Here is a 22,102-nt window from a genome sequence, read left to right as displayed (position 1 = left end):
GATGATTGCAGTGCTTAGCGATATTGCTTGACCGAAACGCTCATGCCGTTGCCCGACTGGGTCACGGCGCTTTGCAGCCCCGTGCCGGCCTGCTCGATGCTGGCGTCGTTGTTGTTGCCGTTTTGCGAAATCTGCGCGCGGTTGTGGCTGCCGTTTTGTGTGATGGACGCGGCGTTGCCGGAACCGTTTTGCGTGATCAACGCCATCAGGTCGCTGCCTTGCTGAAGGATGTACGCCTCTTGATTGCTGCCCGACTGCACGATCTTTCCAAGCAGCGACTGACCGTTCTGCGAGAGCAGCGCGAGGTTGGCCTGGCCGTTCTGGTCGATCAGGGCTTGCTGGCCCACCGGGGGCGGCAGTTCGCCGAGGTCGGCGGAGGGCGCCAGGTCGTCGTTTTCCATCAGGTCGTCGGCGCGCACGCCCGCACTGCCACACAGGGCTAGCAGGCAAAGCAGGGCGGCGGTCGGCGTGTTCATGGCGTTGTCCTGTGGTGTGTCGTGTTGCGCAAACCTGAAATCGTGGCTGAGACCGACCCCACCCACTCCGCGCCTAGCGGTGTGGGGCGGGTGGGGCGTGGGCTCAGAGGGTGGTCACCGAGATGGTGCGTACGGTGCCCTGGGACGAACGGATGGTGGCGGTCGGGTTGGCCGATGGCACCACCGTCGTGTTGTTCAACGTCAGCCGCCAGCGTCCGGTGACCGGTACCGTCGTCGTGCCCAGGGTGACCAGCCCGGTCGGGGTGGTGACCTGCACGGTGATGGTGTTGCCGGTGGTCACCGACGAGGTGCCGGCGAAGTCCCAGTTGAAGCGGTTGCCGGAACGGGCCTGCACGGTCGAGGTGGTGATCGTGAAGGTTTCCGCCGCTGGCCGTGGCGACACTTGCACAGTGACCGTGGCCGGCGTCGACTGGGCGCCGAAGCTGTCCCGGGCGATGTAGGTGAAGGTCGTGGTGAAAGCGGTGGTCACGGTGGCCGGTGGGGTGTAGGTGATCACCGTGCCGTCAGTGCTGACGGTGCCGCGTCCTGCCGGCGGTTGGGTCAGGCTGGCGACGCCCAGCGGCGTGTTGCCTTCCGGATCGGTGTCGTTGGCCAGGACGTTGATCGGGATCGCCACGCCCAGCGTTGCGACGCTGTCGGCGACGGCGGTCGGTGGCCGGTTCGGCGCGACGCTGATGGTCACCGTGGCCGGGTTCACCGAGGCCAGGCCTTTGCTGTCCTGGGCCTTGTAGGTGAAGGTCGTGGTCAGCGGTGCGTTGACCACGGCTGGCGGGGTGTAAACCACCGAGGTGGTGCCGTTCAGGGCAACGGTGCCCTGGCCGGCCGCCGGTTGGGTCAGCGCGGTGATGGTCAGCGGTACGTTGCCGTCCGGGTCGTTGTCGTTGGTCAGCACGTTGAGGGTGATCGGCACGCCGAAGCTGGTGCTGCCGGTGTCGGCGACGGACAGTGGCGCCTGGTTTTCACCGGTGTCCGGTGCGTTGCCGACGACCACGACCGGCTCGGTGTCGCTGCCGCCAGCGGCGGATTTGACCGTGACGGTGGCCGGCGGCTGGGTCAGGTCGGCGACGGTGATTTTTTGCAGGGTGCCGGTTTTCGACAGGCGTCCGTAGCCTTGGGCGACCATGTCCGGCACGGCGACTTCATCAGTCGACGTGGCTTCGATCAGCAGGCTGTGGTTGGCCCAGCTGTAGCGGGCGGTCTGGATTTTCACCACGTCGGTGAGCTTGGCCGATACCGAAGTCGGGCGCGTTGTCCCGGCCGGGTTGGTTGCAGTCACGACGATCACCGATGGCAGGGTTCCGTTGCCCAGACGCTGGCCGAAGAACAGACCGTTGTTGTCACCCAACAGACTGGTCTGGCACGGCGTTTTCGGTGGACCGGGCAGCAGCGCCAGGGTTTCGCGGAAACACAGGGTCGAGCTGCTGTCAGCCTTGGCGAACACTTCGGTACGCACACCGGCCGACGTCCGGCGATAGGTGGCGCGATCGAGGGCGACGTGGGTCTGTTGACGGTTATCGAGGACCTTGCCGGCGACGGTGAACAGGGTGGTCTGAATCGAGCCGGCGCCCGAGGGACCGTCGATCCGTACGAAGTTGGTGTTGAACGGGCTGCCGGTCACTGCTTCGGTGAGGTTCGGGTCACCGACGAAGGTTTCGATGCTGCCGGTGTCCGGGTTCACTTCGGTGTACGGGCCGTTGATGCTGCGCAGGAACGGTCCGATGGCGCCGTTGAGCGCACCGCTGAAGTTGCCCGGAGCGCCGATGCCGACGTCCTTGGTGATGTTGATCGCCCGCCGGCCTGGCGTGGTGACGGTGACCGTTTCCACACCGTACGGGTGGGTGATGGTGTAAGTGCCGGCAACAGGCACGTTCACCCGGATGCGGATCCGCGCGAAGCTTTGCTGATCACCGTCCACCGGGTTTCCCGAGGCGAACGCTGCTTCGATCCCGGCGACATAGGCGTCCATACCAAAACCGGCGCCATTGTTGGGGATATTGGTTTCCGCCAGGAACCAGAACGCTTCCGGCGGCCAGTTGTCGGGGAACACCATCGGCAGCGTGTCGTCGAAAATCCCCGGTTCCGGCAGCAGGGTGCACATGTACGCCGGCGGGGTGGCGGCCGGCACTCGCGAACTGGCGGCGCGCGACTGGCAGAGTTCCATCGACAGCAGGTTGTTGTCCTGGTACCACATCGGGAATTTCCCGGTGGCGAAGGTGTAGGGGCCGGGATCGACGGCGGCCAGTTGCGCGAACGCACTGCCGGTCAGCGAGATTGTCAGCCCGAGCGCGTTGAGCGCGAAGCGTGGCCACTTGTTCATGATGCCTCCTGATACGGATCTGGGCATGTGAGCGTTCATTGCACGATGACCACTTCTTCGGTATCGCTGCCGCCGTTGGACGACGTCACCCGAACCTTGGCCGGTGGGATCGGGGTGATCCCGGTGGTCAGGGTTTTCACTGCGCCGTCACCGCCCAGCGCACCGATGGCGGCGCCGCTGCCGGAGGTGGCGGTGAGTACCGGCGGCGAGGTTTCGTCACTGGTCGAGGCCACCAACGTCAGTTGCCCGGAGCTCAGGCTGTACTCGGCGCGCTGGATCACCACCAGGTCGGTCAGGGTCATGGGCAGGGTGGTCGGCGAGCTGGTCGCGATGGCCAGGTGGTTGTCGGCGGTCACTTGCAGCGTGGTCGGCAAGGTCGGGTTGACCTGCGATTGCGCGTACCAGCTGCCGGTGCTGTCGGCCTCTTTGAGGTTGAGCACCGGCGTGCTGCTGGTGACCGCGACGGTGGCCGGAGCAGGCGGGGCTTTGACGAATACGTCTTGTTGGGCGACCGGGGCACTGTCGCCGGGTTTGCGCGAGTAGGTGCTGCGTTCGGTGATCAGCGGTGTTGGCCGAACCACCGTCGACAACTTGCCGGAGACGGCAAACACCGTGGTGCGCAGATCGATCCCGCCGGGGCCTTCGATGCGGATGAAGTTGGTGTTGAAAGGACTTCCGGTCACCGCTTCTTCAAGGTTCGGGTCGCCGATGAATTGTTCGGCACCGCCCGCCGGATTGGTCTCGGTGTATGGCCCGTTGACGCTGCGCAGGAACGGCCCGACGTCACCCTTGAGCGCGCCGTCGTAGGTTTTCGGACTGCCGATGCCGATGTCGCGGGTCATGTTGATCGCGCGGCGACCGGGGGTATCGACGGTGAACACTTCGACGCCGTACGGGTGAGTGATCACGTAGGTCCCGGCGGTGGGTACATCGACCCGGATGCGGATGCGGGCGAAGCTGATCTGGTCGCCTTCCACCGGATCACCGCCACTGAATGCCGCTTCGACGGCCGAGCCGTAGGACAGGTTGATGCCCCGGGCCGCATCGACAACGGTGCCGTCGGCGGTGAACCAGAACGCTTCGTCGGGAAAGTTGCTCGGGAAGACGATCGGCTGGGCGTCGTCGAACACACCGGGTGTCGGAATCAGCGAGCACATGTACGAAGGGGCGCCAGGCGTGCTTGGCACGCGCGAGCTGAGCGCTTTGGACAGGCACAGATCCAGCGTACGACCGTGGGTGTCCTGATACCAACTGGCAAATCCGCCGGTCGCCGGGGCATAGGGGCCGGGATCGACGGCGAACAGAGCGGCCTGGGCAATGCCCTGGGCCAAGGCGCTCACGACCAGGACGGTCGCGGTTTTGGACAGTAAAGGGTGCATGAGTTAATCCCTCTATCGAAGTGCCTGCCCCTTGGGGGTGGGTCAGTTGCAGAGGGGCTTTACAACTTCCATACCAACGGCCGGGCAACGGGCGGCAAAGGCCCGTGGCGTAAGGGTTGGCAAGTGAGGGTGGGGATTTTTTACAGCGCGGGCATCGGGCGACAGTCCCCAGGATTGGGGATTGTGGGGCTCCATCGGCAGAGCGGATTTACAGATCGATGATCGTGGGGCCGTTCACCCCCCGCATCCGGGCAATCACCCAACGGTGGGCTATAACCCTATAGGGACGTATCGGGAAGTCGCCGCCATGAACATGCAGTCAAAATCGCTACCGGTCGAGGAGAGCAGCCTGCGGCTGGGCTCGCGCAAGCAGCCGTTCAATCTGCTGCGCTGGTTTTCATTGATCAGCATGGCGGTGATCGGCACGGTGGCCGTGGCGCTCGGGACGGTGTCGACGCGATTCGTGATCGAAGAAAGCGTGCAGCGCGATGCCTTGCTGACCGCGCAGTTCATTCAGGCCATCGCGTCGGCGGAAGTGCGTCACGTCTCGATCCCCAATATCCGCACCATGGGCGAGTTGCTCGACCCGCGCCAGGACAACGATTTTCCCGACGTAGACCCAGCGGCCCGGGCCAATGCCCGAGGCGAGTTTCTCGATCACATTGCCCACTTGCCGGACGTGATTCTCGCCAACATTTATGCGCCGGATCGTCTGGTGATCTGGTCGACCAACCCGGCACTGACCGGTACGCGGATTCACGCCGATGAAGACCTCGACCGGGCGTTCAATGAAAAGATTCCGGTCTCGGCCAGTTACCACGACGTCGACAAGGGCCGTGAAGAGCAGAAGTTCGTGGTGCCGCCGGAATACATCTTCATCGAGAACTACATCCCGTTGTTCGACGCCGATGGCAAGAACGTCACGGCGATGGTCGAGATCTACAAGGAACCCAAAGACCTGATCGCCCGCATGGAGCGCGGTCTGACCCTGATCTGGCTGGCCACGGCGCTGGGCGGCGGGCTGATTTATCTGGGGCTGTACTGGATCGTGCGTCGAGCGGCGATCCTGTTGGCGGTCCAACAAAAGCAACTGATCGCCAACGAAACCTTCGTTGCGCTGGGCGAGATGTCCTCGGCGGTGGCGCACAGTTTGCGCAATCCGTTGGCGACCATCCGCTCCAGCGCCGAACTGGCCCTGGAATTCGACGCGGGGCCGGCGCAGAAGAACATCAAGGACATCATCGGCCAGGTCGATCGCATGTCGAAGTGGGTGCGCGAACTGCTGCAGTCGCTGCGACCGCTCAACGACGAACCGGAACCGGTGAACCTGGTGGCGGCGCTGCACGAGAGTCTGGTCGCGTTCGAGCAGCAGATCGCCAAAAACGCGGTAAACGTGGTGTTTCATCCGCAACAAACGCCGATGGTGCTGAGCCAACCGGTGCAACTCACGCAAATCCTCAACAGCCTGTTGGCCAACGCACTGGAGGCGATGGACAAGGGCGGCACGCTGACCATTACGCTTGAGCCAACGGACAGCCGAGGTGTCAGCGTCATGCTCAGTGACACCGGCAAAGGCATGAACGAAGAACAGCGCAGCATGGCGTTCCGGCCGTTCTTCACCACCAAGCAGGGCGGGCTCGGCGTAGGGCTGGTGCTGGTCAAACGGATCATGGAGCGCTTCGGCGGCGGCGTGACTCTGGACAGCCGCGAAGGCGAGGGCACCACCGTTCGTCTGGCGTTTCAGCTCATCCAGTAAATTGGGGTGAACTTCCCCCAGGAGCGGGTGTCAGGCCCCGGTCACCGGGGAGTGGGGAATGCAACAGCGTCTGTAACGGCTTGTTTCAACGGGGATTAATACTTTGGCGAGGTAATTGCAAAACACCATCACCCCTTCCTTAGATGAGGCGGCTGGTGATGGACAGAGCAACGCGTTACCCCAACAAGTTATTCCTGCTGACGCCGTTAAGCGTCTTTCTGGCATTGACCCTCGGCACCATGGCGGGGGTTCGAGCGAGCCCGATCGATGACGAGAACCAGCCGGAAGCCTCCGACCCGTCGGCGTACTACGACGAGCCGGCCGATGAACCGGCGGCCCTCAACGCCATCCTGACCATGCCCGAGGCCAACGAAGATTCCTTCGATCTGCCTGACGGGGTGAAAGGCACGCGCAACACCACGCGTTCGGAAAACATCCTGCCGCCCACCGTGCAGACCAGTTTCAATTACCCCACGAATGGCAAGCCGAGCCCGTTGTACGGCGCCCAGCCGTTCACTCAGCAAATCGTATTGTTCGAAGAATTCGGCCCGGAAAAACTCGACCCGACCACCCCGGCCGCGCCGTTGGGCTTTCCGCCCGCTGCCATCGGCCCGGCGCCGGCCCAGGACCCGAACAGCGTTGCCCGCAGCGCGCCACCCGGCACGGCGCTGGACGCGTTTTTGCGTCAACCGGGGCTGACACCGTTCCCGAGCCAGTTCTCCAACGTCGTCGACCGTAACCCGTGGCAGTCGCAAATCGAGTTGTTCCTCAACCGTCACATCGGCTCGTCCGCCGAAGGCCGGCCACCGGGAAAAGGCTGGGCTCACCAGCGCTGGAACGAGTTCTACCCGCAAGTCGCCTACAAGACCGTGCAGACCGGCGCGCGCCTGAATGGCGGTCTGCGTGACAGTCGGCAGATGCACGGTTATGCCGTCGGCGAATTCGGCCCCGGTGGTCTGTACCACAACGTCGCTGGCGTGCCGGCGACCGATGGCACGGCCAAGGGCGTCGATGCGCGTTTCCACCCGGCGATGCCAGTGCAGAACCACAATTCGGTGTGGACCTTCGACGGCACGCTGCCGCCGAAACTGCTGATGGTGCGCTACGGCCAACCGGTGATGATGCGTCACTACAACGGCTTGCCGATCGATCCGTCGGCCAACCGCGGTTTCGGCCTGCACACCATCACCACCCACGAGCACAACGGCCACGCACCGGCGGAAAGCGACGGCTATGCCAACGCATTTTTCTTCCCAGGCCAGTATTACGACTATCGCTGGCCGATCCAGCTCGCCGGTTACGACAGCATCAACACCAAGGCTGAAGACCCGCGTGCGGCGTTCCCGTGTGCACCGGGGGAAACCCTGTGGGTCAACGACCTTGCACCTGCGAAGAAGACCTGCGACCACGGCACCATCAAGATCCGTGGCGACTGGCGCGAAACCATGAGCACCCACTGGTTCCACGACCACATGCTCGATTTCACCGCGCAGAACGTCTACAAGGGCAACGCGGCGATGATGAACTACTACAGCGCCCTGGATCGCGGCAACGAATCGGTGAACGACGGGGTCAACCTGCGTTTCCCCAGCGGCAGCGCCTTGCCGTGGGGCAACCGCGACTACGACGTCAACCTGGTGTTCGCCGACAAGGCCTGGGATCAGGAAGGCCAGTTGTGGTTCAACCCGTTCAACACCGATGGCTTCATCGGCGATCAGGTGCTGGTCAACTGGCAGTGGAAACCGACCCTCGACGTACGTGCCCGCAGTTATCGGTTCCGCATCCTCAACGGTTCGGTCTCGCGCTACTTCAAACTCGCGCTGGTACGTGAAATCAAAGGCACCGGCGGCGAATTCCAGGGGCCGAAGAACTCCGGCGTTTCCTACAGCCGCGTGCCGTTCCACATGATCGCCAACGACGGCAACATCATGGAGCACAGCGTGCCGTTCGACGGCTCGATGGATCTGGATGCCGATGGCGACAAACAGAACCACAACGCGATCCTGCCGACCCAGGGCATCGCCGAACGGTTCGACATCATCGTCAACTTCTCGAAAAACGGCATCAAACCGGGCGACAAGCTGTTCTTCGTCAACCTCCAGGCCCAGGACGACGGCAAAGGCCCGAAAGAGACGATCTCGCTGTCCGATGTGCTCTCCGAGAAGTACCTGGCGGTGATCAAGCAGACCAGCAAAGGCCCGCAATGGGACAGGGGTGATCCGGCAGTGGGCAAGGTCTTGCAGCTCAACGTCAAGCCTTTCACCGGTCAGGACCTGGCCATGGACCCGGCAGCCTACGAACCGGCCAAACCGGGCAAGGCTGAAGGCATGGTGATGATCCCGCTGAAGATCCACCGCGACAACGCCGCCGACAAGGCGCTGCTGGCCAACGCCCGTCACCGGACCTTCACCTTCGGCCGTAGCGACGGCACCGATGAAGCACCGTGGACAGTCAAGACCGATGGCGGCTTCGGCTTCCACATGGACCCACGCCGGTTGAACGCCTCGACCAGATTGGCCAGCGGCCCGACCGATGCCGGCACCGCCGGATTCGGCACCCTGGAAGTGTGGAACATCAAGCTTGGCGGCAAGGGTTGGAGCCATCCGGTGCACGTGCACTTCGAGGAAGGGATCATCCTCAGCCGTGGCGGCAAGGCCCCGCCTGAGTGGGAAAAATGGGCGCGCAAGGACGTCTATCGCATCGGCTCGGAAGCCGACGGGCTGGACAGCGTGGAAATGGCGATCAACTTCCGCGAGTTTGCCGGGACTTACATGGAGCACTGTCACAACACCCAGCATGAAGACAACTCGATGCTGCTGCGTTGGGACCTCGAGAAACCCGGCCAACTGCAGTTGATGCCGACACCATTGCCGAGCTGGGATGGCGTGCGCTACGTCAACTCTGCCGCGCTGCCAACCTTCCGCACTGGCGATGGCTTCGGCCCGCAAGTGACCGTGAAGAAATGAAAAGGGAGGGAGCCGACATGACCCAGCCAACGCCGCGCTCCCGCGCCCTCGGCATGCACTTGATCCTGGTGCTGGTCACCTGCCTGTTCGGCAGTCAGGTGCTCATCGCCCATCAAGCGCTGCCCGAAGGCGCCAGCGAATCCGCCACCCCGTGGGGTGGCGACTATTTCCCCAACACCCTGCTGACCGATCAGGACGGCAAGCAGGTGCGCTTTTTCGATGACCTGATCAAAGACAAAGTGGTGGTGATCAACTTCATCTTCACTTCATGCAGCGACTCCTGCCCACTGGAAACCGCACGCCTGCGCCAGGTGCAGAAACTGCTGGGGGACCGGGTCGGCCAGGACATCTTTTTCTACTCGATCAGCATTGACCCTTTAAGCGACACCCCCGAAGTGCTCAAAGCCTATTCGCAACGGTTCAAGGTCGGCCCTGGCTGGAAATTCCTCACCGGCGAATTCGAAGATGTCACCGACCTGCGCAAGAAGCTCGGGTTGTTCATCGAAGGCGTCGACAACGGCCGCACCAAGGATCACAACCTGAGCCTGATCGTCGGCAACCAGAGCACCGGGCGCTGGATGAAGGCGTCGCCGTTTGAGAACCCGTGGATCCTTGCCGATCAACTGGCCAACACCCTGCAGAACTGGAAGCAGCCAAGCATCGAGGAAAGCTACGCCAATGCGCCGGACATTCGTCCGCCAAGCAACGGCGAAGAACTGTTCCGCACCCGGTGCGCCTCCTGCCACAGCCTCGGCCCGCAGGACGGCGAAGGCATCGGCATGCGCAACATCGGCCCGGACCTGATCGGCGTGACCCGTCAGCGTGACCCGGCCTGGCTCAACCGGTGGATCCGCGAACCTGATCGGGTACTGGCGGAAAAGGACCCGATCGCACTGCAACTGTTCGAACAATACGAGCGGATTCCGATGCCCAATCTGCGACTGGACGAGATGTCGGCGCAGTCGATCATCGACTTTCTGCGCGATGAAACCGAGCGTCAGCACCCCACCACGCAGCCCTTGGCTGACGGGGCGTTGACGCCAATAACACCGGCCGCCAGCAGCGAAACGGTGAGTCGCATGCGCTAGCGGCTAAATAGCATCATTGAGTCCTGTATCACGGTCATTGCCACCTACACTCAGTCGTGAGGTGGCTGTAACCGGTTCGATACACAACGCCAGGGCACCCCCATGCAACGACTGGAAGAACAAAAAACACCTGCGCCGAATGTCGCGGCAGCAGCCATCAAGAGTTGGGGCGGACAGTTCAACCTGTTGCGCTGGTTCTCGCTGGCCAGTTTTTTCATCATCGCGGCGGTGGCGCTGGGGCTGGGCTATATCTCCACTCGTTTTGTGGTCACCGAGAGCGTGGAGCGCGATGCGCTGCTGACGGCGCAATTCGTCCAGGCCATCGGCGATGCGGAAATGCGCCATGCCGGCATCACACCCCTGCGCACCATGGGCGAAATGCTTGACCCGCGTCAGGACGAAAATTTCCCCGACGTCGATCCGGTGGCCCATGGCGCGGCCCGGGCCGAATTTCTCGATCATGTCGAACACTTGCCGGACATCCTGCTGGCGACGGTCTACGCCCTGGATCGCTCGGTGATCTGGTCGACCAACCCGGAGCTGATCGGCGTGAAATTCGAGGACGATGACGAGCTGGACGAATCGTTCGAAATGAAAGTGCCGGTGTCCTCCAGCTATCACAAGATCGACGACGAGAAACCCGAGCAGAAGCTGTCCCGCGAACCCAAATACCTGTTCATCGAGAACTACATCCCGATGTTCAACGCCGACAAAAGCAAAGTCATCGCCATGGTCGAGATCTACAAGGAACCGGCGGATCTGGTGGACCGCATCGATCGTGGTTTTGCTTCGATCTGGGCGGCGACGATCTTCGGTGGCGCGGCGATTTATCTGGGGCTGTTCTGGATCGTGCGCCGTGCCTCGACCTTGCTGCAGAGCCAGCAACAGCAACTGATCAGCAACGAAACCTTTGTCGCGTTGGGCGAGATGTCCTCGGCGGTGGCTCACAGCTTGCGCAACCCGTTGGCGACCATCCGTTCCAGCGCCGAACTGGCCCAGGAAGTGGCCAGCCAGAGCGCCCAGCGCAATATCGGCGACATCATCAGTCAGGTCGACCGCATGTCGCGCTGGGTGCGCGAGCTGCTGGTGTCGCTGCGGCCGATGAACGATGACGGTGAAGCGGTGGACCTGCTGGCGGCGGTCGAAGACACCCTGGGCGCGTTTGATGCGCTGATTCGGCGTAGCGGGGTCGACGTGCGGTTCAACCCGCAGGACTGCCCGCCGGTCGTCAGCCAAAGGGTGCTGCTGACGCAGATTCTCAATAGCCTGTTTGCCAACGCCCTGGAAGCGATGCCCAAGGGCGGCGTGCTGAGTGTCGACATTGAGACACCCCATGCCGGCCAGGTGTGCATGACCCTGGGCGACACCGGCAAAGGCATGAGCGCGCAGCAGCAACAGCTGGTGTTCAAACCGTTTTTCACCACCAAGCAGGGCGGCCTCGGGGTTGGCCTGGCACTGGTCAAAAGAATCATGGAGCGTTTTCAGGGGTCGGTCGTGCTGACCAGCCGCGAGCAGGAAGGAACCCGCGTCAGTCTCAACTTTAAAGTGGCATCGGGAGGGGAATATGGAACACAGCATTCTGCTGGTCGAGGATGACGAACTGTTGGCCGACAATATTCAGACCTACCTGGAGCGCAAAGACTTCGAGGTGACGGTTTGCCATTCGGCTGAAGACGCGCTGGGGCAACTGGAAAGCTTCATGCCGGACATCGTGCTGACCGACAACTCGCTGCCGGGCATGAGCGGTCACGACCTGATCCAGAAGCTGCGCATCAGCGCGCCGGATCTGAAAGTGATCATGATGACCGGTTACGGCAATGTCGAAGATGCGGTGGTCGCGATGAAGGAGGGCGCCTTTCATTACGTCACCAAACCGGTCGCGTTGCCGGAGCTCAAACTGCTGCTGGACAAGGCTCTGGCCACCGAGCGGATGGAGCGCACGCTGTCGTTCTATCAGGAGCGCGAGGCGCAGAAATCCGGGGTGCAGGCGCTGATCGGTGAATCGGCGCCGATGCAGCACCTGAAAAACACCATCGGCCAATTGCTCGAAGCCGAACGCCGCATGACCAACGGCGATCTGCCGCCGGTGCTGGTGGAAGGTGAGACCGGGACCGGCAAGGAACTGGTGGCGCGTGCGCTGCATTTCGACGGCGCGCGCAGCAAAGGCCCGTTCATTGAATTCAACTGCGCGTCGATCCCCGCCAACCTGGTGGAATCGGAGCTGTTCGGTCACGAGAAGGGCGCGTTCACCGATGCCAAGGATCGTCGCGTCGGGCTGGTGGAAGCGGCTGACGGCGGCACGCTGTTTCTCGACGAAATCGGCGAAATGGATCTGGTGCTGCAGGCCAAACTGCTGAAGTTGCTGGAAGATCGCACCATCCGCCGGGTCGGCTCGGTGAAGGAGCGCAAGGTCAACCTGCGGGTGATCAGCGCCACCAACTGCAACCTTGAACAGATGGTGCAGCAGGGCAAGTTCCGCCGTGACCTGTTCTTCCGCCTGCGGATCATCTCGATCAAGGTGCCGCGCCTGTATGCCCGGGGCGACGACGCGTTGCTGTTGGCCCGACATTTTCTTGCCAGCCACGGCAAGCGCTACGGCAAACCGAATCTGCATTTCAGCCAGCAGGCCGAAGAGTTGCTGCTCAATTACACCTGGCCGGGCAACGTGCGCGAACTGCGCAACATGCTCGAACAGACCGTGTTGCTGGCGCCGAACGACATCATCGCCGCGCACCAGTTGAACGTGTGCATGAGCCTGGTCGACGAGCCGCCGCTGCATCAGCATCACGAGGTGCCGCATTTCGAACCGCGCCCGGCGAGCAATACCGAGTCGATGAACCTGCCGGAGGTCGAGCGCGACATGGTGCGCAAGATGCTCGACAAGACCGACTGGAACGTCACCAAGTCCGCCCGCTTGCTGGGCCTGAGCCGCGACATGCTGCGTTACCGCATCGAGAAGCTCGGCCTGGCACGCCCGGACAAGCGTCAGTGGTAGACCGCGTTACTCCGTGGATTCGGCGGGCTCAGGCACTCCAGCAGGCACGTCGGGTCCAGCACCTCGTCATTGACGTAGATGCCGCGCTCGGCATCGTACGTGCGGATAAACACCCGCACCGTCGCATCGGCCACAGTCGGCAGTTGTGAGTCGTGGAAGTCGTGGCGATCGGGGATCACCACGAAATCCTGCGGCGTGGTGTCATCGAACGGCCGTGGCGGCTGGGCATTCAGCGACGGCGGCGCCGGATGGGCGAACGGCTGGTTCGGCCCGTAGTAGTTGAAGTTGCTGTCGAGAGCTTGCGCCTGTGTGGCGGCGAGCAGACAGGCGGATAGCAGCAGCCGGTTGAACGTTTGCATGGCGGCACCTGTGGAAGCGGTTTTCCCCAAGGCTATTAACTATAGCCGCCCGTTGGCTTACAAGTTCGCAACAACCTGGATCGGCAGGCTCAACTAGACTCGGGCCGCTCAATCAAGAGCATCGTCCGGAGTGCGCCATGGAAGTGCCAAACAACAAGAACGCCATCGAAAGCAATCGTCAGGCGTGGAACGATTCAGCCCGTCATCATCAGGAATCGCCCGAGTGGCAGGCCTTGTTGACCGAGGTCGCCCAGGCTGATTTCTCCTGCCTCGACTCAACCCTGCGCGGTTTGCTGGAGCAGGTCGGTGTCGATGGGAAGGATGTCGTGCAACTGGGTTGCAACAATGGCCGCGAGAGCCTCTCGCTGTTCGCGCTGGGTGCGCGAAGCGTCGTCGGGGTCGATCAGTCGGCGGCGTTTCTCGAACAGGCCCGGGAGCTCAACAGCCGCTCGCCGCACAAGGCCGAATTCGTCGAAACCGATATTCATCACCTGCCCGAATCACTGCGCGGTCGCTTCGACGTGGCACTGATCACCATCGGCGTCCTCAACTGGATGCCGGACATCGGCGAATTCTTCCGCCACGTCGCCTCGACCCTCAAACCGGGCGGGCAACTGGTGATCTACGAAACCCACCCGTTCCTGGAAATGGTCGATCCCGACGCCGAGGATCCGTTTCGCCTCGCGACCTCGTATTTCCGCGAAGAACCGTTCGTGCAAGAGGAACCGATTGTCTACGTCGGCAAGGTCGAACAACAGGCCGCGCCGTCGTACTGGTTCGTGCACAACCTCGGCGCCATCTTCACCGCCGCCCTCGAAGCGGGGCTGAACATCGCGCACTTCAAGGAATACCCGCACTCGAACCGGGAAGAGGCGTATGACCAGTACCTGAACCGCGAGGCGCAGATGCCGATGTGTTTTACGTGGGTGGGGGTGAAAAACTGAAGTCCGAATTGAGCGTCATGAAGGCGGCCGAATGGCCGCCTTCGTCATTTCAAGCCTGCGCAGCCGCCGTCACCACTGGCCGTCCCGGTTTGCGCAGCGGTTCCAGCCGTGAACCTTCGTACCGCGTCTCGCGGAAGAACCGCCATTTTCCAAACAGGCCGTAGACGTGGGTGACGCGGCCCTGTTCGTGATAGCCCATGCGGATGTGCAGCTTCAGCGCCGGGATGTTGTGGGTTTCGCAGACGTCCACCACTTTGTGGCAACCCTGGGCGGCCATGGCTTGCCAGAGGGTGACTTGCACGTCCACCGACAGGCTGCTGCCGAAGTAGGCGCGGGTCATTTCGCCGCCGAATTCGAAGAACTCGCCGGGTTTGACCGGGAATTCGCAGCCGTAGTAATGGCGGTCGTGGTAGTTGCGGATACTGCCCCAGATGAAGCCCACTGCGTGGTCGTCTGCGTCGAGGTACATGTGCCCGGTGTGACCTTCGGCTGCGAGTTCGGCCATGGTCTGCACGCGGTCACCGAAGTGTTTGGCGAAGGCACCGGTGTTGTGCGGCGTGATGTCGACTTTGCGCAGACCTTCGTAAGGGCGCAGCTTGTGCGGCGGCACCGGGCTGATCAGGTCGCGCTCCATCCATAGCAGTTCCCAATGGAAGAACACGTAGCGTTTCCATAAGGTGCCGAAGGTGCGGCCCAGGCCTTTTTGCTTGATGCGTTCGCGCAGCTTTTCAATGACGCTCATATGCCCTCCGTGGCCGCAGCCCGGGTGTTTTTGGATGTCGCTCTGGTGGGTATAGATCAAGCCTGCAAGTTCATTTCGAAGTGCCATCTTCGAAAGTATTGCAAGTTGTGTAACTCAATCGAGTGCCGCGGCACCGCGCAGAAAATCCTTGTTCAGGTCGGCATAGGAGACCCGTGGAACGCCCGCCAGCCGCTGCTCTAACACGCGGCTCAGGGACTCTCCAGGTTGCAGATACGCATCACCGAAATCAGCCCCGAGCTGATTCGGATGCGCGACGATTTCCAGCACACCGTCGGTCGGCGCGGGCTCGTTGCGCAGGTCGACCGGGGTGCAGACGTAGTCCGCCGTCGCACCGGCCAGCCCTTGCAAACGACGGTTGAGCAAGCCTTTGAATAGGCGTTTGGGCAGGCTGAGGTTTTGCCCCAGATTACGCGCCAGTCGCACCGGTACGCCCTGGTGGGCGGCGAAGCGCGCGACGATCTCGCCGATCGGCCAGATGTTGTGCACGTGCTGATGGGAATCGATGTGGCTCGGGCGCAAGCCATGATCGACACAACGTTGCCACTGCGCCTGCAATTCCTCCTGCACCGCCTCGCGATCCGCTCGACCGAGCCACAGGCTGTACCGCGTCAGGTTGAGGTCGAACACACCCTGGCTGTCGCAGAAGGCGGGGCGAGCGAGAATCGCCTGGCTCAGCGGCCGGCCATACGTCAGGTTGAAATGCAGGCCGATCCGCCCCTCCAGCAAATGATGCCGGGCCATCGCGCAGGCGGCTTCGAACGCTGGCATGTTGGCCATGGCCGTGGCGGAACTGATGACCCCGGCCTGGAAGGCGCTGAAGATCACCGCGTTTTCGTTCGGGGTCAGGCCGAAATCGTCAGCGTTGACTATGACTTGGCGAGGCATGTTCGCCCTCCGTGGTGATGGCGGCGGGTTTGCCGACGGGTTGGGCGATCGCCGTTTGCCGACGTGCTCGCCACTGCTGCAGTTTCGGTTTGAGCCGCTGCCAGACACGCAGCCCAAGCCCCAGCAACAGACCGCTCGGGCGCCAGGAGTAGAAGCTCCAGCGCCAGTGTTCCAGTTGCCCGGTCATGCGTTCGTGCAGTTGGTGACTGGAGTTTTCCAGGCTGACCCGCGAGGCATCGATCCAGCGCCAGTGGTCCTCCAGCCCCCAGCGAATCCATTCCTCCAGCAATACCCGACCGCTACCCAGATCGGCGTACTGCGGCAGGAAGGCGAGGTTGTAATCGTAGAGCCGGCCCTGTTCGAGCAAACCGAGTCGGTAGCTGATGCAGCGCCCGTCCAGCTCCAGCGTGACCACGCGCACCAGGCCTTGGGCGGCGAGGGCGGTGAAGGCGCTTTCGATGCAGCGGCGGCTGCGTTCGCTGGCGAAGATGCCGACGCCTTCGTCGCCTTTCCAACTGACGGCTTCGACTTCGCTGATGGCTTGCAACAGCGGGCCCATGGTCAGGGCATCGGGAATGATTCGCCGCACGACAGCACCGCACGCAGCAATCCGTTTGCGCGCGCGGCGCAGTTTGTAGCGCGGATCACCGGAGACTTCCTGAAGATCGGCGTCACTGATCAAGTGCACCGGCACCCGACAGCTCAAGCGCCGCTCGCCAGTTGAACTGCGTGCCATCCATTCGGTGAGGACGCTTTCTTCACCCGCCGGCTCAGACAGTTCGTTGAGCTGCAGCAACGCGTGGGGGATGCGCTGGCGAATGAGCAACAACGCCTGACGCAGGCTGTCGGCCTCAAGCACGGACAGCAGCGCCAGGCGATCCGCCAGCGGATAACCCAGGTGATGCACCACGGCAAACGGTAGCCCGCCAAAGCGTTCACGACCGCCCACCAGCGGCAGGCACAGGCGCAATTCGTCCGCTTCCCAGCCCAGCAGAATGTGCAGATGCTCGTTCGTGTCGAGTGTCTGCTCTGCCGCGATCAACCAGCCGAGGCTGTTGAACGGCGTGTGGTCCGTCACCCGCAGGCGCAGCGCTTCATAGGCCGCTGCCGGGAAGTCAGGGGCGCACAGCGAGGTGCGCCATTCGAATCGCGCCATAGGCTCAGGTCGCCGTTGCTGTGACGGATGGACGGGACGGTTTGCGCAACGCATCCAGCCGCGAACCGCTGTAGCGGGTTTCGCGGTAGAAACGCCAGCGAGCGAACAGGGTATACACGTTCATGATCCGGCCCTGTTCGGTGTAGCCCATGCGCAGGTGCAGCTTGAGCGCCGGGATGTTGTGGAACTCGCAGACGTCCACCACCTTGTCGCAGCCCTGGGCGGCCATGGCTTTCCACAGTTCCAGTTGCAGGTCCACCGACAGTTCGGTGCCCCAATAGGAACGGGTCAGTTCGCCGCCGAATTCGAAGAACTCACCGGGGTTCACCGGGAACAGGCAGCCGTAGTAATGGCGGTCGAAATAGTCCCGGGCGCTGCCCCAGATGAAGGCCACCGCATCGCCGTGATCGTCGAGGTGCATGTGCCCGGTGTGACCTTCGTTGGCTAGCTCCGCCATGGTCCCGACGCGGTCGCCGAAGTAACGGGCGAAGGCACCGGCGTTGTCCGGCGTGATCTTCACCACCCGCAGCGGCGGGTAAGGCTTGAGGCTGTGGGGCGGCACCGGGCTGACCAGGTCGCGCTCCATCCACAACAGTTCCTGATGGGAAAAGAAATAGTGCTTCCACACCTTGGCCAACGTGGCACGCAGGCCTTTCTGTTTAATTTGCTCGCTGATTTTTTGCAGAATGCTCATGGTCGTTGCTCCTGATGACGAGTCATCGCGCGGCACAGGCCTGCGCGGCGGAACATCAACGGACGGTTCATCAAGCGTTCCAGCTCAGAGAAAACAGGGTTTGCCCCGGTAGCTCGAATCGCACACGGCCGTCCTGGCAGCGGAAGGGCGCGTCGCGGCTGCGGTTGTCGGCGCCGAAGTAGCGCAGGGCGCCGTTGTTCAACGGGCACTTGGCCCCCGCCAGATCGACACGCTGCAACCGCGTGCCCTTGTTGACGCCCAGCAACCCGCGCTGATCGTCGCCGGCCATCGCCAGCACATCGACTTCGAATGCATCGTTTTCCAGCCACAACACGTTGTGCAGCCAGTGCTGCTGGATGAACTGCTGGGCCAGGCCCACCGGTTTCAGTTCGAAGTGTTGTTCATCCGCCGAGACGCGCAACATGCCTTTGGGGTATTCCGGTTCATCGGCGGCCTGGAACCAGTTGAGCATCGTCAGCAAGCCGTCCTGGGAGGCGTTGATCACCACCGAGGCCCACCACAGCGAGGTGTAATGGGTTTCCTGATCGTAGGGGCTCAGGCTTGAGCCGCTGGAGAGATTGGTCTGATCCAGCAGCAAGGCCTTGCGCGGCTGACCCTTGGCGTCGAGGCCGACCAGATCGGCGGCGCGGCGCACGCCGTCGCGATAGATGCGGGTGGCGAGCAGGTCGCGGATCATCCATTCGTGCCACGCCAGTGCATCGACCTGATCAGCGGATTCGCCCAGCAGGCGCCGGGCCCAGTCGATGCCGCGTTTGCTCGCCGCGTTGTCGGCGAACGGGCCGTTGACCAGCCGCGAACTGGCCGGCATCGCAATGCGCACGCCGGCCCTGGCATTGGCCGGATCGCTGCGTACCTGGCGGGCCATGCTGGTGAAGATCGAACGGTATTGCTCGTAGCTTGAATAGTTGAGATTGGGCTCATCGGCAAAGCCGATGTAGTGCGTGCCTTTGCCGCCAAGCAGTCGCGTGCTCGCGAGCCAGGCGTCGAGGCCGTTGTTGCTTTGCACATCGGCGCGCAGGTCGGCCTGACGCTGGCTGCCGGCGAGCAAGGTGATGTCCTGGCGGATGCCGAAACGGTCCTGATAGACCTGACGAAACGCATCTTCGAACTGCGGTTTTTTCGCCGTCACATCGACGAAGCTGTAGTAACTGGCGGCCGTCGGTTTCAGTGCATCGAGCGCCGCATGACTGGCGGGCGGCGGCATCACGTAGGGCAGGGCGATGCCCAGGTCCGGCGTGCGGCCGAGGACTTTGTCGTGCAGGGTCAGGCGGGTCTGGCCTTCGTCTTCGCGCAGCGGTTTGAGCTGCTGCGGATTCTGTGCGAACAGATTGGCCGTGCCATCGAGCCAGAACGCCGCTTTGCCGCTGCCTTGCAGACGCAGGCGCCAGACTTGTTCGCGATCGCTGACCGGCAGCGCGAGCTGATCGAACTGCCAATAGGCGCGATACGGTTTGAGCGCCAGCGACAGTTGTTGGCCGTCGCCGACCCGCTGCGCTTGCAGGGCGCTGACGCCGCCGTGGAATTTGCCGGCGAGCACCGCGTGTTCACCCGGTGCAATCTTGAAAAACAGCTCATCGCCGTCACGGGTTTCCGCGCTGAAATGCACCTTGGCCGGGGCGAACAGTGCAACTGTGTTTTCGTCGTGTTCGACCCGGTAATTGCGGAAGCTGTAGCCGGGGATTTCCAGTTGATAACTCGCCGCGCCCGGCGCCAACGGCCAGCTCTGGCTGCCACGGGTTTCGCTGGCCTTGATGAAGCGGTCGCCCTGCAATTGGCCCTGGCCGTCGAGCAGGTACAGGTGCTCTTCGTTGGCGTCCGCCTGCCACGCCGGCGCCCAGCGCACGGTCACGGTGTCGGGGCGATCCGCTTGCAGGTACAGGCTACCGTCGCGAATGTCGCCCCAGCGCATCGACGCCGCGAAGGCGTCCAGCGACAGACCGAGTCCAAGCAGCAGGGCCAGGCGTTTCATGCGGCCTTCCGACGCTGCAACATCAGCCACATCGGCGTGATGTCAGCGGGCAGGATGATCAAGGTTTGCCAGAACGGCACGCCGCTCAACCGGCAGTACAACACCAGCATCGCCACGGTCACCGCCAGGTAGGCAATCGACGAGGCCGCTGCCGCGCCGACGATGCCGTAGGCCGGGATCATCACCAGGTTCAGGGCCAGGTTGAGCAGGGCACCAAGGCCCATCAGTAGCGACACCGTGCCGGGGCGATTCTTGCCCAGCAGGTCGAGCCGCAGAATGCTCGCGTAGCACAGGCCCAACAGACCGGGCAGCAACGCCAACAGTGCCGGATACGCCGGTTGGTAGGCGACGCCGAACAGAGTGACGATCAGCCATTCGCCGATCACGGCCATGGTCAGGCAGGCGCCGAGCATCACCGTGGCCGTCAGGCGCAGCGCCAGCGGGGTGACTTTGTCCATGCCTTCGTCCTGTTGCAGCAGGCGTTTCATCAGCGGGGTGGTCACCGCTTCCGGGACGATCAGCAGCAGTTCGGCGGCGGCGCTGGCCATCGCGTAATGACCGAGTGCAGTACTGCCGAGCAGGGCGCCGATGAACAGATAGTCGGAACGCAGAATCACTTGTTGGAACAGCAAGTCCGGATGGCTGCGGGCGCTGTAGCGCAGCAGTTCGTTCTGGCTGGCGCGGTCCCATTGCAGCTGCAACGGTTGTGCGCGCTTGAGCCAGACCCAACCGGCCAGCACCACCAGGCTGATTCCGGCCAGCCAACTGATCAGCGCGGCTTCCAGTGCCGCTTCCTTCCACATCCAGAACAATGCGAGAAACAGCAACAGCGGTGCCAGGGATTCCACCAGACGCAAGGCATTGAACGCGACCACGCCGCCGGATGCATTGTGCAACGTCAGCAGGCCGCTCTTGAGCACGGTCAACGGCACGGCCAGCAGCAACAGCCACGCCAGCAGGCCGAGTTGCACGGTCACGTCCAGTTCACTGCCGAACTCGCGCACCAGCGCGACCACCAGCAAGGTCAACAGCCCCGCCAGCAGACAACCGAACACCAACACTTGAGCCAGCAGCAACCCCATCGGCCGCTGCTTGGCGGCCTGATAGCCGACAGCGGAATTCAAGCCGCCACTGGTGGCCGCGCTGATCAGGTCGGGCAAGGTGCTGAGCAGGGCGAACAGCCCGCGTTCACTGGGGCCGAGGATTCGCGCCAGCAACACATTCCTCAGCAGGCGCAGAGCGATCATCGCCAGCTTGGTGCCCATGCTCAGCGCCAGGTGCTTGAGGTAACTGCCTCGACTCATGGTCGCGCCCCGCGAAAGATCCGCCACGACAGCAGTTCCGGATTGCGCGCAGTGCGCTGGCTGACCCCGAAGCGCGGCAGATTCAGCGGATCACCCGCGCCGCGATAGATCCCGGTGCCGGTGCCGAGGGCGAACGGATAATCGTGGTTGGCAATCTGTTCGCGCACCCGTGCGTCGTTGTCGCCGTTGGGGTAGCAGTACACCGGCAGTGGCCGGTTGCAGCCGTTGTGCAAGGCGTCGCGGCTGCGACTGATTTCTTCGCTCAGACGCACGTCGTCGAGCTGGGTCAGGATCGTGTGACTGGCGCCGTGAGGACCGAAACGCACCAGCCCTGAAGCTTCCATCGCCCGCACCTGATGCCAGTCCAGCGCCTGGGGTTGCGACTCTGGCGGGCATTCGTCGGTCAGGCGTTCGAGCATCAAAGGGTCAGAGCTCTTCAAACCTTGCAGGTAGTGCAGCAACGTCAGGCTGCGACGATCCACATCGATGTCGTCCATCAGCACCGGCAGCGGGTGGTGAATCGCCTGCAAGCAGTCGATCAGATGCATGCGCGGTTTTTCACCGTGGCTGCCCCACAGGGTTTCACCGATGCTTTCCCACCAGAAGCGCTGGCGGCTGCCGATGAAGTCGGTGGAGAGGAAAATGCTCGCCGGCACCTGATGTTTCTGCAGCAGCGGGAAGGCGTTGGCGGCGTTGTCGCGCCAGCCGTCATCGAAGGTCAGCGCCACTTGCGGGCGTTCGCTGCGCAGGGCGTTGGGCTGGAGGATTTCCATCAGCGGCACGCAATCGAAATGCTTGCGCAGCCACACCAGCAGATGCTCGAAGGCTTTCGGCCCGACGCACAGTTCGTTGCGATGCGGCAGGTCGGCGGCGCGGTCGTTGGACAACACCCGGTGCAACATCAGGATCACGCCTGCGCCGTGCAACTGGTTTCGCCCCACGGACGAGTTGAGATAGAGCCAGCCACTGGTGCGTTTTATCAGTTGTTTGATCGCCATGGCTTGAGCCC

The 22,102-nt window shown here is 62.9% G+C and carries 17 protein-coding genes; 6 read left to right on the top strand and 11 right to left on the bottom strand.

What is annotated here, in order from left to right:
- Positions 1 to 14 precede the first annotated feature (14 nt).
- The 3 genes from AC1RME_RS13705 to AC1RME_RS13695 form a co-directional block, all read right to left on the bottom strand.
- Complete coding sequence (locus AC1RME_RS13705; protein WP_096821330.1) at positions 15 to 476, bottom strand: curlin; 462 nt, start codon at positions 474 to 476, stop codon at positions 15 to 17.
- Positions 477 to 579: 103 nt separating this feature from the next.
- Positions 580 to 2,814 carry an Ig-like domain-containing protein gene (locus AC1RME_RS13700; RefSeq protein ID WP_096821331.1) on the bottom strand — a complete coding sequence of 745 codons (2,235 nt, stop codon included), beginning with the start codon at positions 2,812 to 2,814 and terminating at the stop codon, positions 580 to 582.
- A gap of 35 nt (positions 2,815 to 2,849) precedes the next feature.
- Positions 2,850 to 4,193, bottom strand: a complete 1,344-nt coding sequence (locus AC1RME_RS13695; RefSeq protein WP_096821332.1) for a hypothetical protein — start codon at positions 4,191 to 4,193, stop codon at positions 2,850 to 2,852.
- Positions 4,194 to 4,500: 307 nt separating this feature from the next.
- Here AC1RME_RS13695 and AC1RME_RS13690 point away from each other — a divergent pair, with 307 nt between their 5' ends.
- The 5 genes from AC1RME_RS13690 (at position 4,501) to AC1RME_RS13670 (ending at position 12,998) form a co-directional block, all read left to right on the top strand.
- Complete coding sequence (locus AC1RME_RS13690) at positions 4,501 to 5,949, top strand: sensor histidine kinase (protein WP_096821333.1); 1,449 nt, start codon at positions 4,501 to 4,503, stop codon at positions 5,947 to 5,949.
- 158 nt (positions 5,950 to 6,107) lie between these two features.
- On the top strand, positions 6,108 to 8,915 hold the full coding sequence (locus tag AC1RME_RS13685; protein ID WP_096821334.1) for a multicopper oxidase domain-containing protein: 2,808 nt from the start codon (positions 6,108 to 6,110) through the stop codon (positions 8,913 to 8,915).
- 17 nt (positions 8,916 to 8,932) lie between these two features.
- On the top strand, positions 8,933 to 10,003 hold the full coding sequence (locus tag AC1RME_RS13680; protein WP_096821335.1) for an SCO family protein: 1,071 nt from the start codon (positions 8,933 to 8,935) through the stop codon (positions 10,001 to 10,003).
- A 102-nt stretch (positions 10,004 to 10,105) separates the two neighbouring features.
- Positions 10,106 to 11,599, top strand: a complete 1,494-nt coding sequence (locus tag AC1RME_RS13675; protein WP_096821336.1) for a sensor histidine kinase — start codon at positions 10,106 to 10,108, stop codon at positions 11,597 to 11,599.
- Entirely contained in the window at positions 11,568 to 12,998 is a 1,431-nt protein-coding gene (locus AC1RME_RS13670) for a sigma-54-dependent transcriptional regulator (RefSeq protein WP_096821337.1), read from the top strand. Before AC1RME_RS13675 ends, AC1RME_RS13670 begins: the two co-directional genes overlap by 32 nt.
- Here the strand turns inward: AC1RME_RS13670 and AC1RME_RS13665 are convergent.
- Complete coding sequence (locus tag AC1RME_RS13665) at positions 12,989 to 13,357, bottom strand: hypothetical protein (protein ID WP_096821338.1); 369 nt, start codon at positions 13,355 to 13,357, stop codon at positions 12,989 to 12,991. The two genes, AC1RME_RS13670 and AC1RME_RS13665, sit on opposite strands and share 10 nt — an antisense overlap.
- Positions 13,358 to 13,494: 137 nt before the next feature.
- Here AC1RME_RS13665 and AC1RME_RS13660 point away from each other — a divergent pair, with 137 nt between their 5' ends.
- Positions 13,495 to 14,301 (top strand): class I SAM-dependent methyltransferase, encoded by an 807-nt coding sequence (locus tag AC1RME_RS13660; RefSeq protein ID WP_096821339.1) that lies wholly within the window; start codon positions 13,495 to 13,497, stop codon positions 14,299 to 14,301.
- Positions 14,302 to 14,350: 49 nt separating this feature from the next.
- Here the strand turns inward: AC1RME_RS13660 and AC1RME_RS13655 are convergent, their stop codons facing one another.
- From AC1RME_RS13655 to AC1RME_RS13625, 7 genes are all read right to left on the bottom strand, one after another.
- Positions 14,351 to 15,043 (bottom strand): GNAT family N-acetyltransferase, encoded by a 693-nt coding sequence (locus tag AC1RME_RS13655; protein WP_096821340.1) that lies wholly within the window; start codon positions 15,041 to 15,043, stop codon positions 14,351 to 14,353.
- A 114-nt stretch (positions 15,044 to 15,157) separates the two neighbouring features.
- Complete coding sequence (locus AC1RME_RS13650; protein ID WP_096821341.1) at positions 15,158 to 15,949, bottom strand: ChbG/HpnK family deacetylase; 792 nt, start codon at positions 15,947 to 15,949, stop codon at positions 15,158 to 15,160.
- The gene (locus tag AC1RME_RS13645) at positions 15,921 to 17,105 is read right to left on the bottom strand and encodes a GNAT family N-acetyltransferase (protein ID WP_096821342.1); all 1,185 of its coding nucleotides are present in this window, start codon (positions 17,103 to 17,105) and stop codon (positions 15,921 to 15,923) included. The genes AC1RME_RS13650 and AC1RME_RS13645 overlap by 29 nt, the downstream gene beginning before the upstream one ends.
- A gap of 4 nt (positions 17,106 to 17,109) precedes the next feature.
- Positions 17,110 to 17,799, bottom strand: a complete 690-nt coding sequence (locus AC1RME_RS13640) for a GNAT family N-acetyltransferase (RefSeq protein ID WP_096821343.1) — start codon at positions 17,797 to 17,799, stop codon at positions 17,110 to 17,112.
- Between the two features lie 70 nt (positions 17,800 to 17,869).
- Positions 17,870 to 19,789: a hypothetical protein gene (locus AC1RME_RS13635; protein WP_096821344.1), complete on the bottom strand. Its 1,920-nt coding sequence runs from the start codon at positions 19,787 to 19,789 to the stop codon at positions 17,870 to 17,872.
- On the bottom strand, positions 19,786 to 21,093 hold the full coding sequence (locus tag AC1RME_RS13630) for a lipopolysaccharide biosynthesis protein (protein ID WP_096821373.1): 1,308 nt from the start codon (positions 21,091 to 21,093) through the stop codon (positions 19,786 to 19,788). The genes AC1RME_RS13635 and AC1RME_RS13630 overlap by 4 nt, the downstream gene beginning before the upstream one ends.
- Positions 21,090 to 22,091: a polysaccharide deacetylase family protein gene (locus AC1RME_RS13625; RefSeq protein WP_096821345.1), complete on the bottom strand. Its 1,002-nt coding sequence runs from the start codon at positions 22,089 to 22,091 to the stop codon at positions 21,090 to 21,092. Before AC1RME_RS13625 ends, AC1RME_RS13630 begins: the two co-directional genes overlap by 4 nt.
- Positions 22,092 to 22,102 lie beyond the last annotated feature (11 nt).

Source organism: Pseudomonas sp. GW822-FHT03F08 (assembly GCF_058801265.1).
The sequence above is the reverse complement of the archived record's forward strand: the minus strand, read 5'-3'. Positions and strand labels throughout refer to the sequence as shown.

What these genes read in the sequence shown, in the direction of transcription:
- AC1RME_RS13705 (WP_096821330.1), bottom strand. Translation starts at nt 476, where the DNA reads ATGAACACGCCGACCGCCGCCCTGCTTTGCCTGCTAGCCCTGTGTGGC.
- AC1RME_RS13700 (WP_096821331.1), bottom strand. Translation starts at nt 2,814, where the DNA reads ATGAACAAGTGGCCACGCTTCGCGCTCAACGCGCTCGGGCTGACAATC.
- AC1RME_RS13695 (WP_096821332.1), bottom strand. Translation starts at nt 4,193, where the DNA reads ATGCACCCTTTACTGTCCAAAACCGCGACCGTCCTGGTCGTGAGCGCC.
- AC1RME_RS13690 (WP_096821333.1), top strand. Translation starts at nt 4,501, where the DNA reads ATGAACATGCAGTCAAAATCGCTACCGGTCGAGGAGAGCAGCCTGCGG.
- AC1RME_RS13685 (WP_096821334.1), top strand. Translation starts at nt 6,108, where the DNA reads ATGGACAGAGCAACGCGTTACCCCAACAAGTTATTCCTGCTGACGCCG.
- AC1RME_RS13680 (WP_096821335.1), top strand. Translation starts at nt 8,933, where the DNA reads ATGACCCAGCCAACGCCGCGCTCCCGCGCCCTCGGCATGCACTTGATC.
- AC1RME_RS13675 (WP_096821336.1), top strand. Translation starts at nt 10,106, where the DNA reads ATGCAACGACTGGAAGAACAAAAAACACCTGCGCCGAATGTCGCGGCA.
- AC1RME_RS13670 (WP_096821337.1), top strand. Translation starts at nt 11,568, where the DNA reads ATGGAACACAGCATTCTGCTGGTCGAGGATGACGAACTGTTGGCCGAC.
- AC1RME_RS13665 (WP_096821338.1), bottom strand. Translation starts at nt 13,357, where the DNA reads ATGCAAACGTTCAACCGGCTGCTGCTATCCGCCTGTCTGCTCGCCGCC.
- AC1RME_RS13660 (WP_096821339.1), top strand. Translation starts at nt 13,495, where the DNA reads ATGGAAGTGCCAAACAACAAGAACGCCATCGAAAGCAATCGTCAGGCG.
- AC1RME_RS13655 (WP_096821340.1), bottom strand. Translation starts at nt 15,043, where the DNA reads ATGAGCGTCATTGAAAAGCTGCGCGAACGCATCAAGCAAAAAGGCCTG.
- AC1RME_RS13650 (WP_096821341.1), bottom strand. Translation starts at nt 15,949, where the DNA reads ATGCCTCGCCAAGTCATAGTCAACGCTGACGATTTCGGCCTGACCCCG.
- AC1RME_RS13645 (WP_096821342.1), bottom strand. Translation starts at nt 17,105, where the DNA reads ATGGCGCGATTCGAATGGCGCACCTCGCTGTGCGCCCCTGACTTCCCG.
- AC1RME_RS13640 (WP_096821343.1), bottom strand. Translation starts at nt 17,799, where the DNA reads ATGAGCATTCTGCAAAAAATCAGCGAGCAAATTAAACAGAAAGGCCTG.
- AC1RME_RS13635 (WP_096821344.1), bottom strand. Translation starts at nt 19,789, where the DNA reads ATGAAACGCCTGGCCCTGCTGCTTGGACTCGGTCTGTCGCTGGACGCC.
- AC1RME_RS13630 (WP_096821373.1), bottom strand. Translation starts at nt 21,093, where the DNA reads ATGAGTCGAGGCAGTTACCTCAAGCACCTGGCGCTGAGCATGGGCACC.
- AC1RME_RS13625 (WP_096821345.1), bottom strand. Translation starts at nt 22,091, where the DNA reads ATGGCGATCAAACAACTGATAAAACGCACCAGTGGCTGGCTCTATCTC.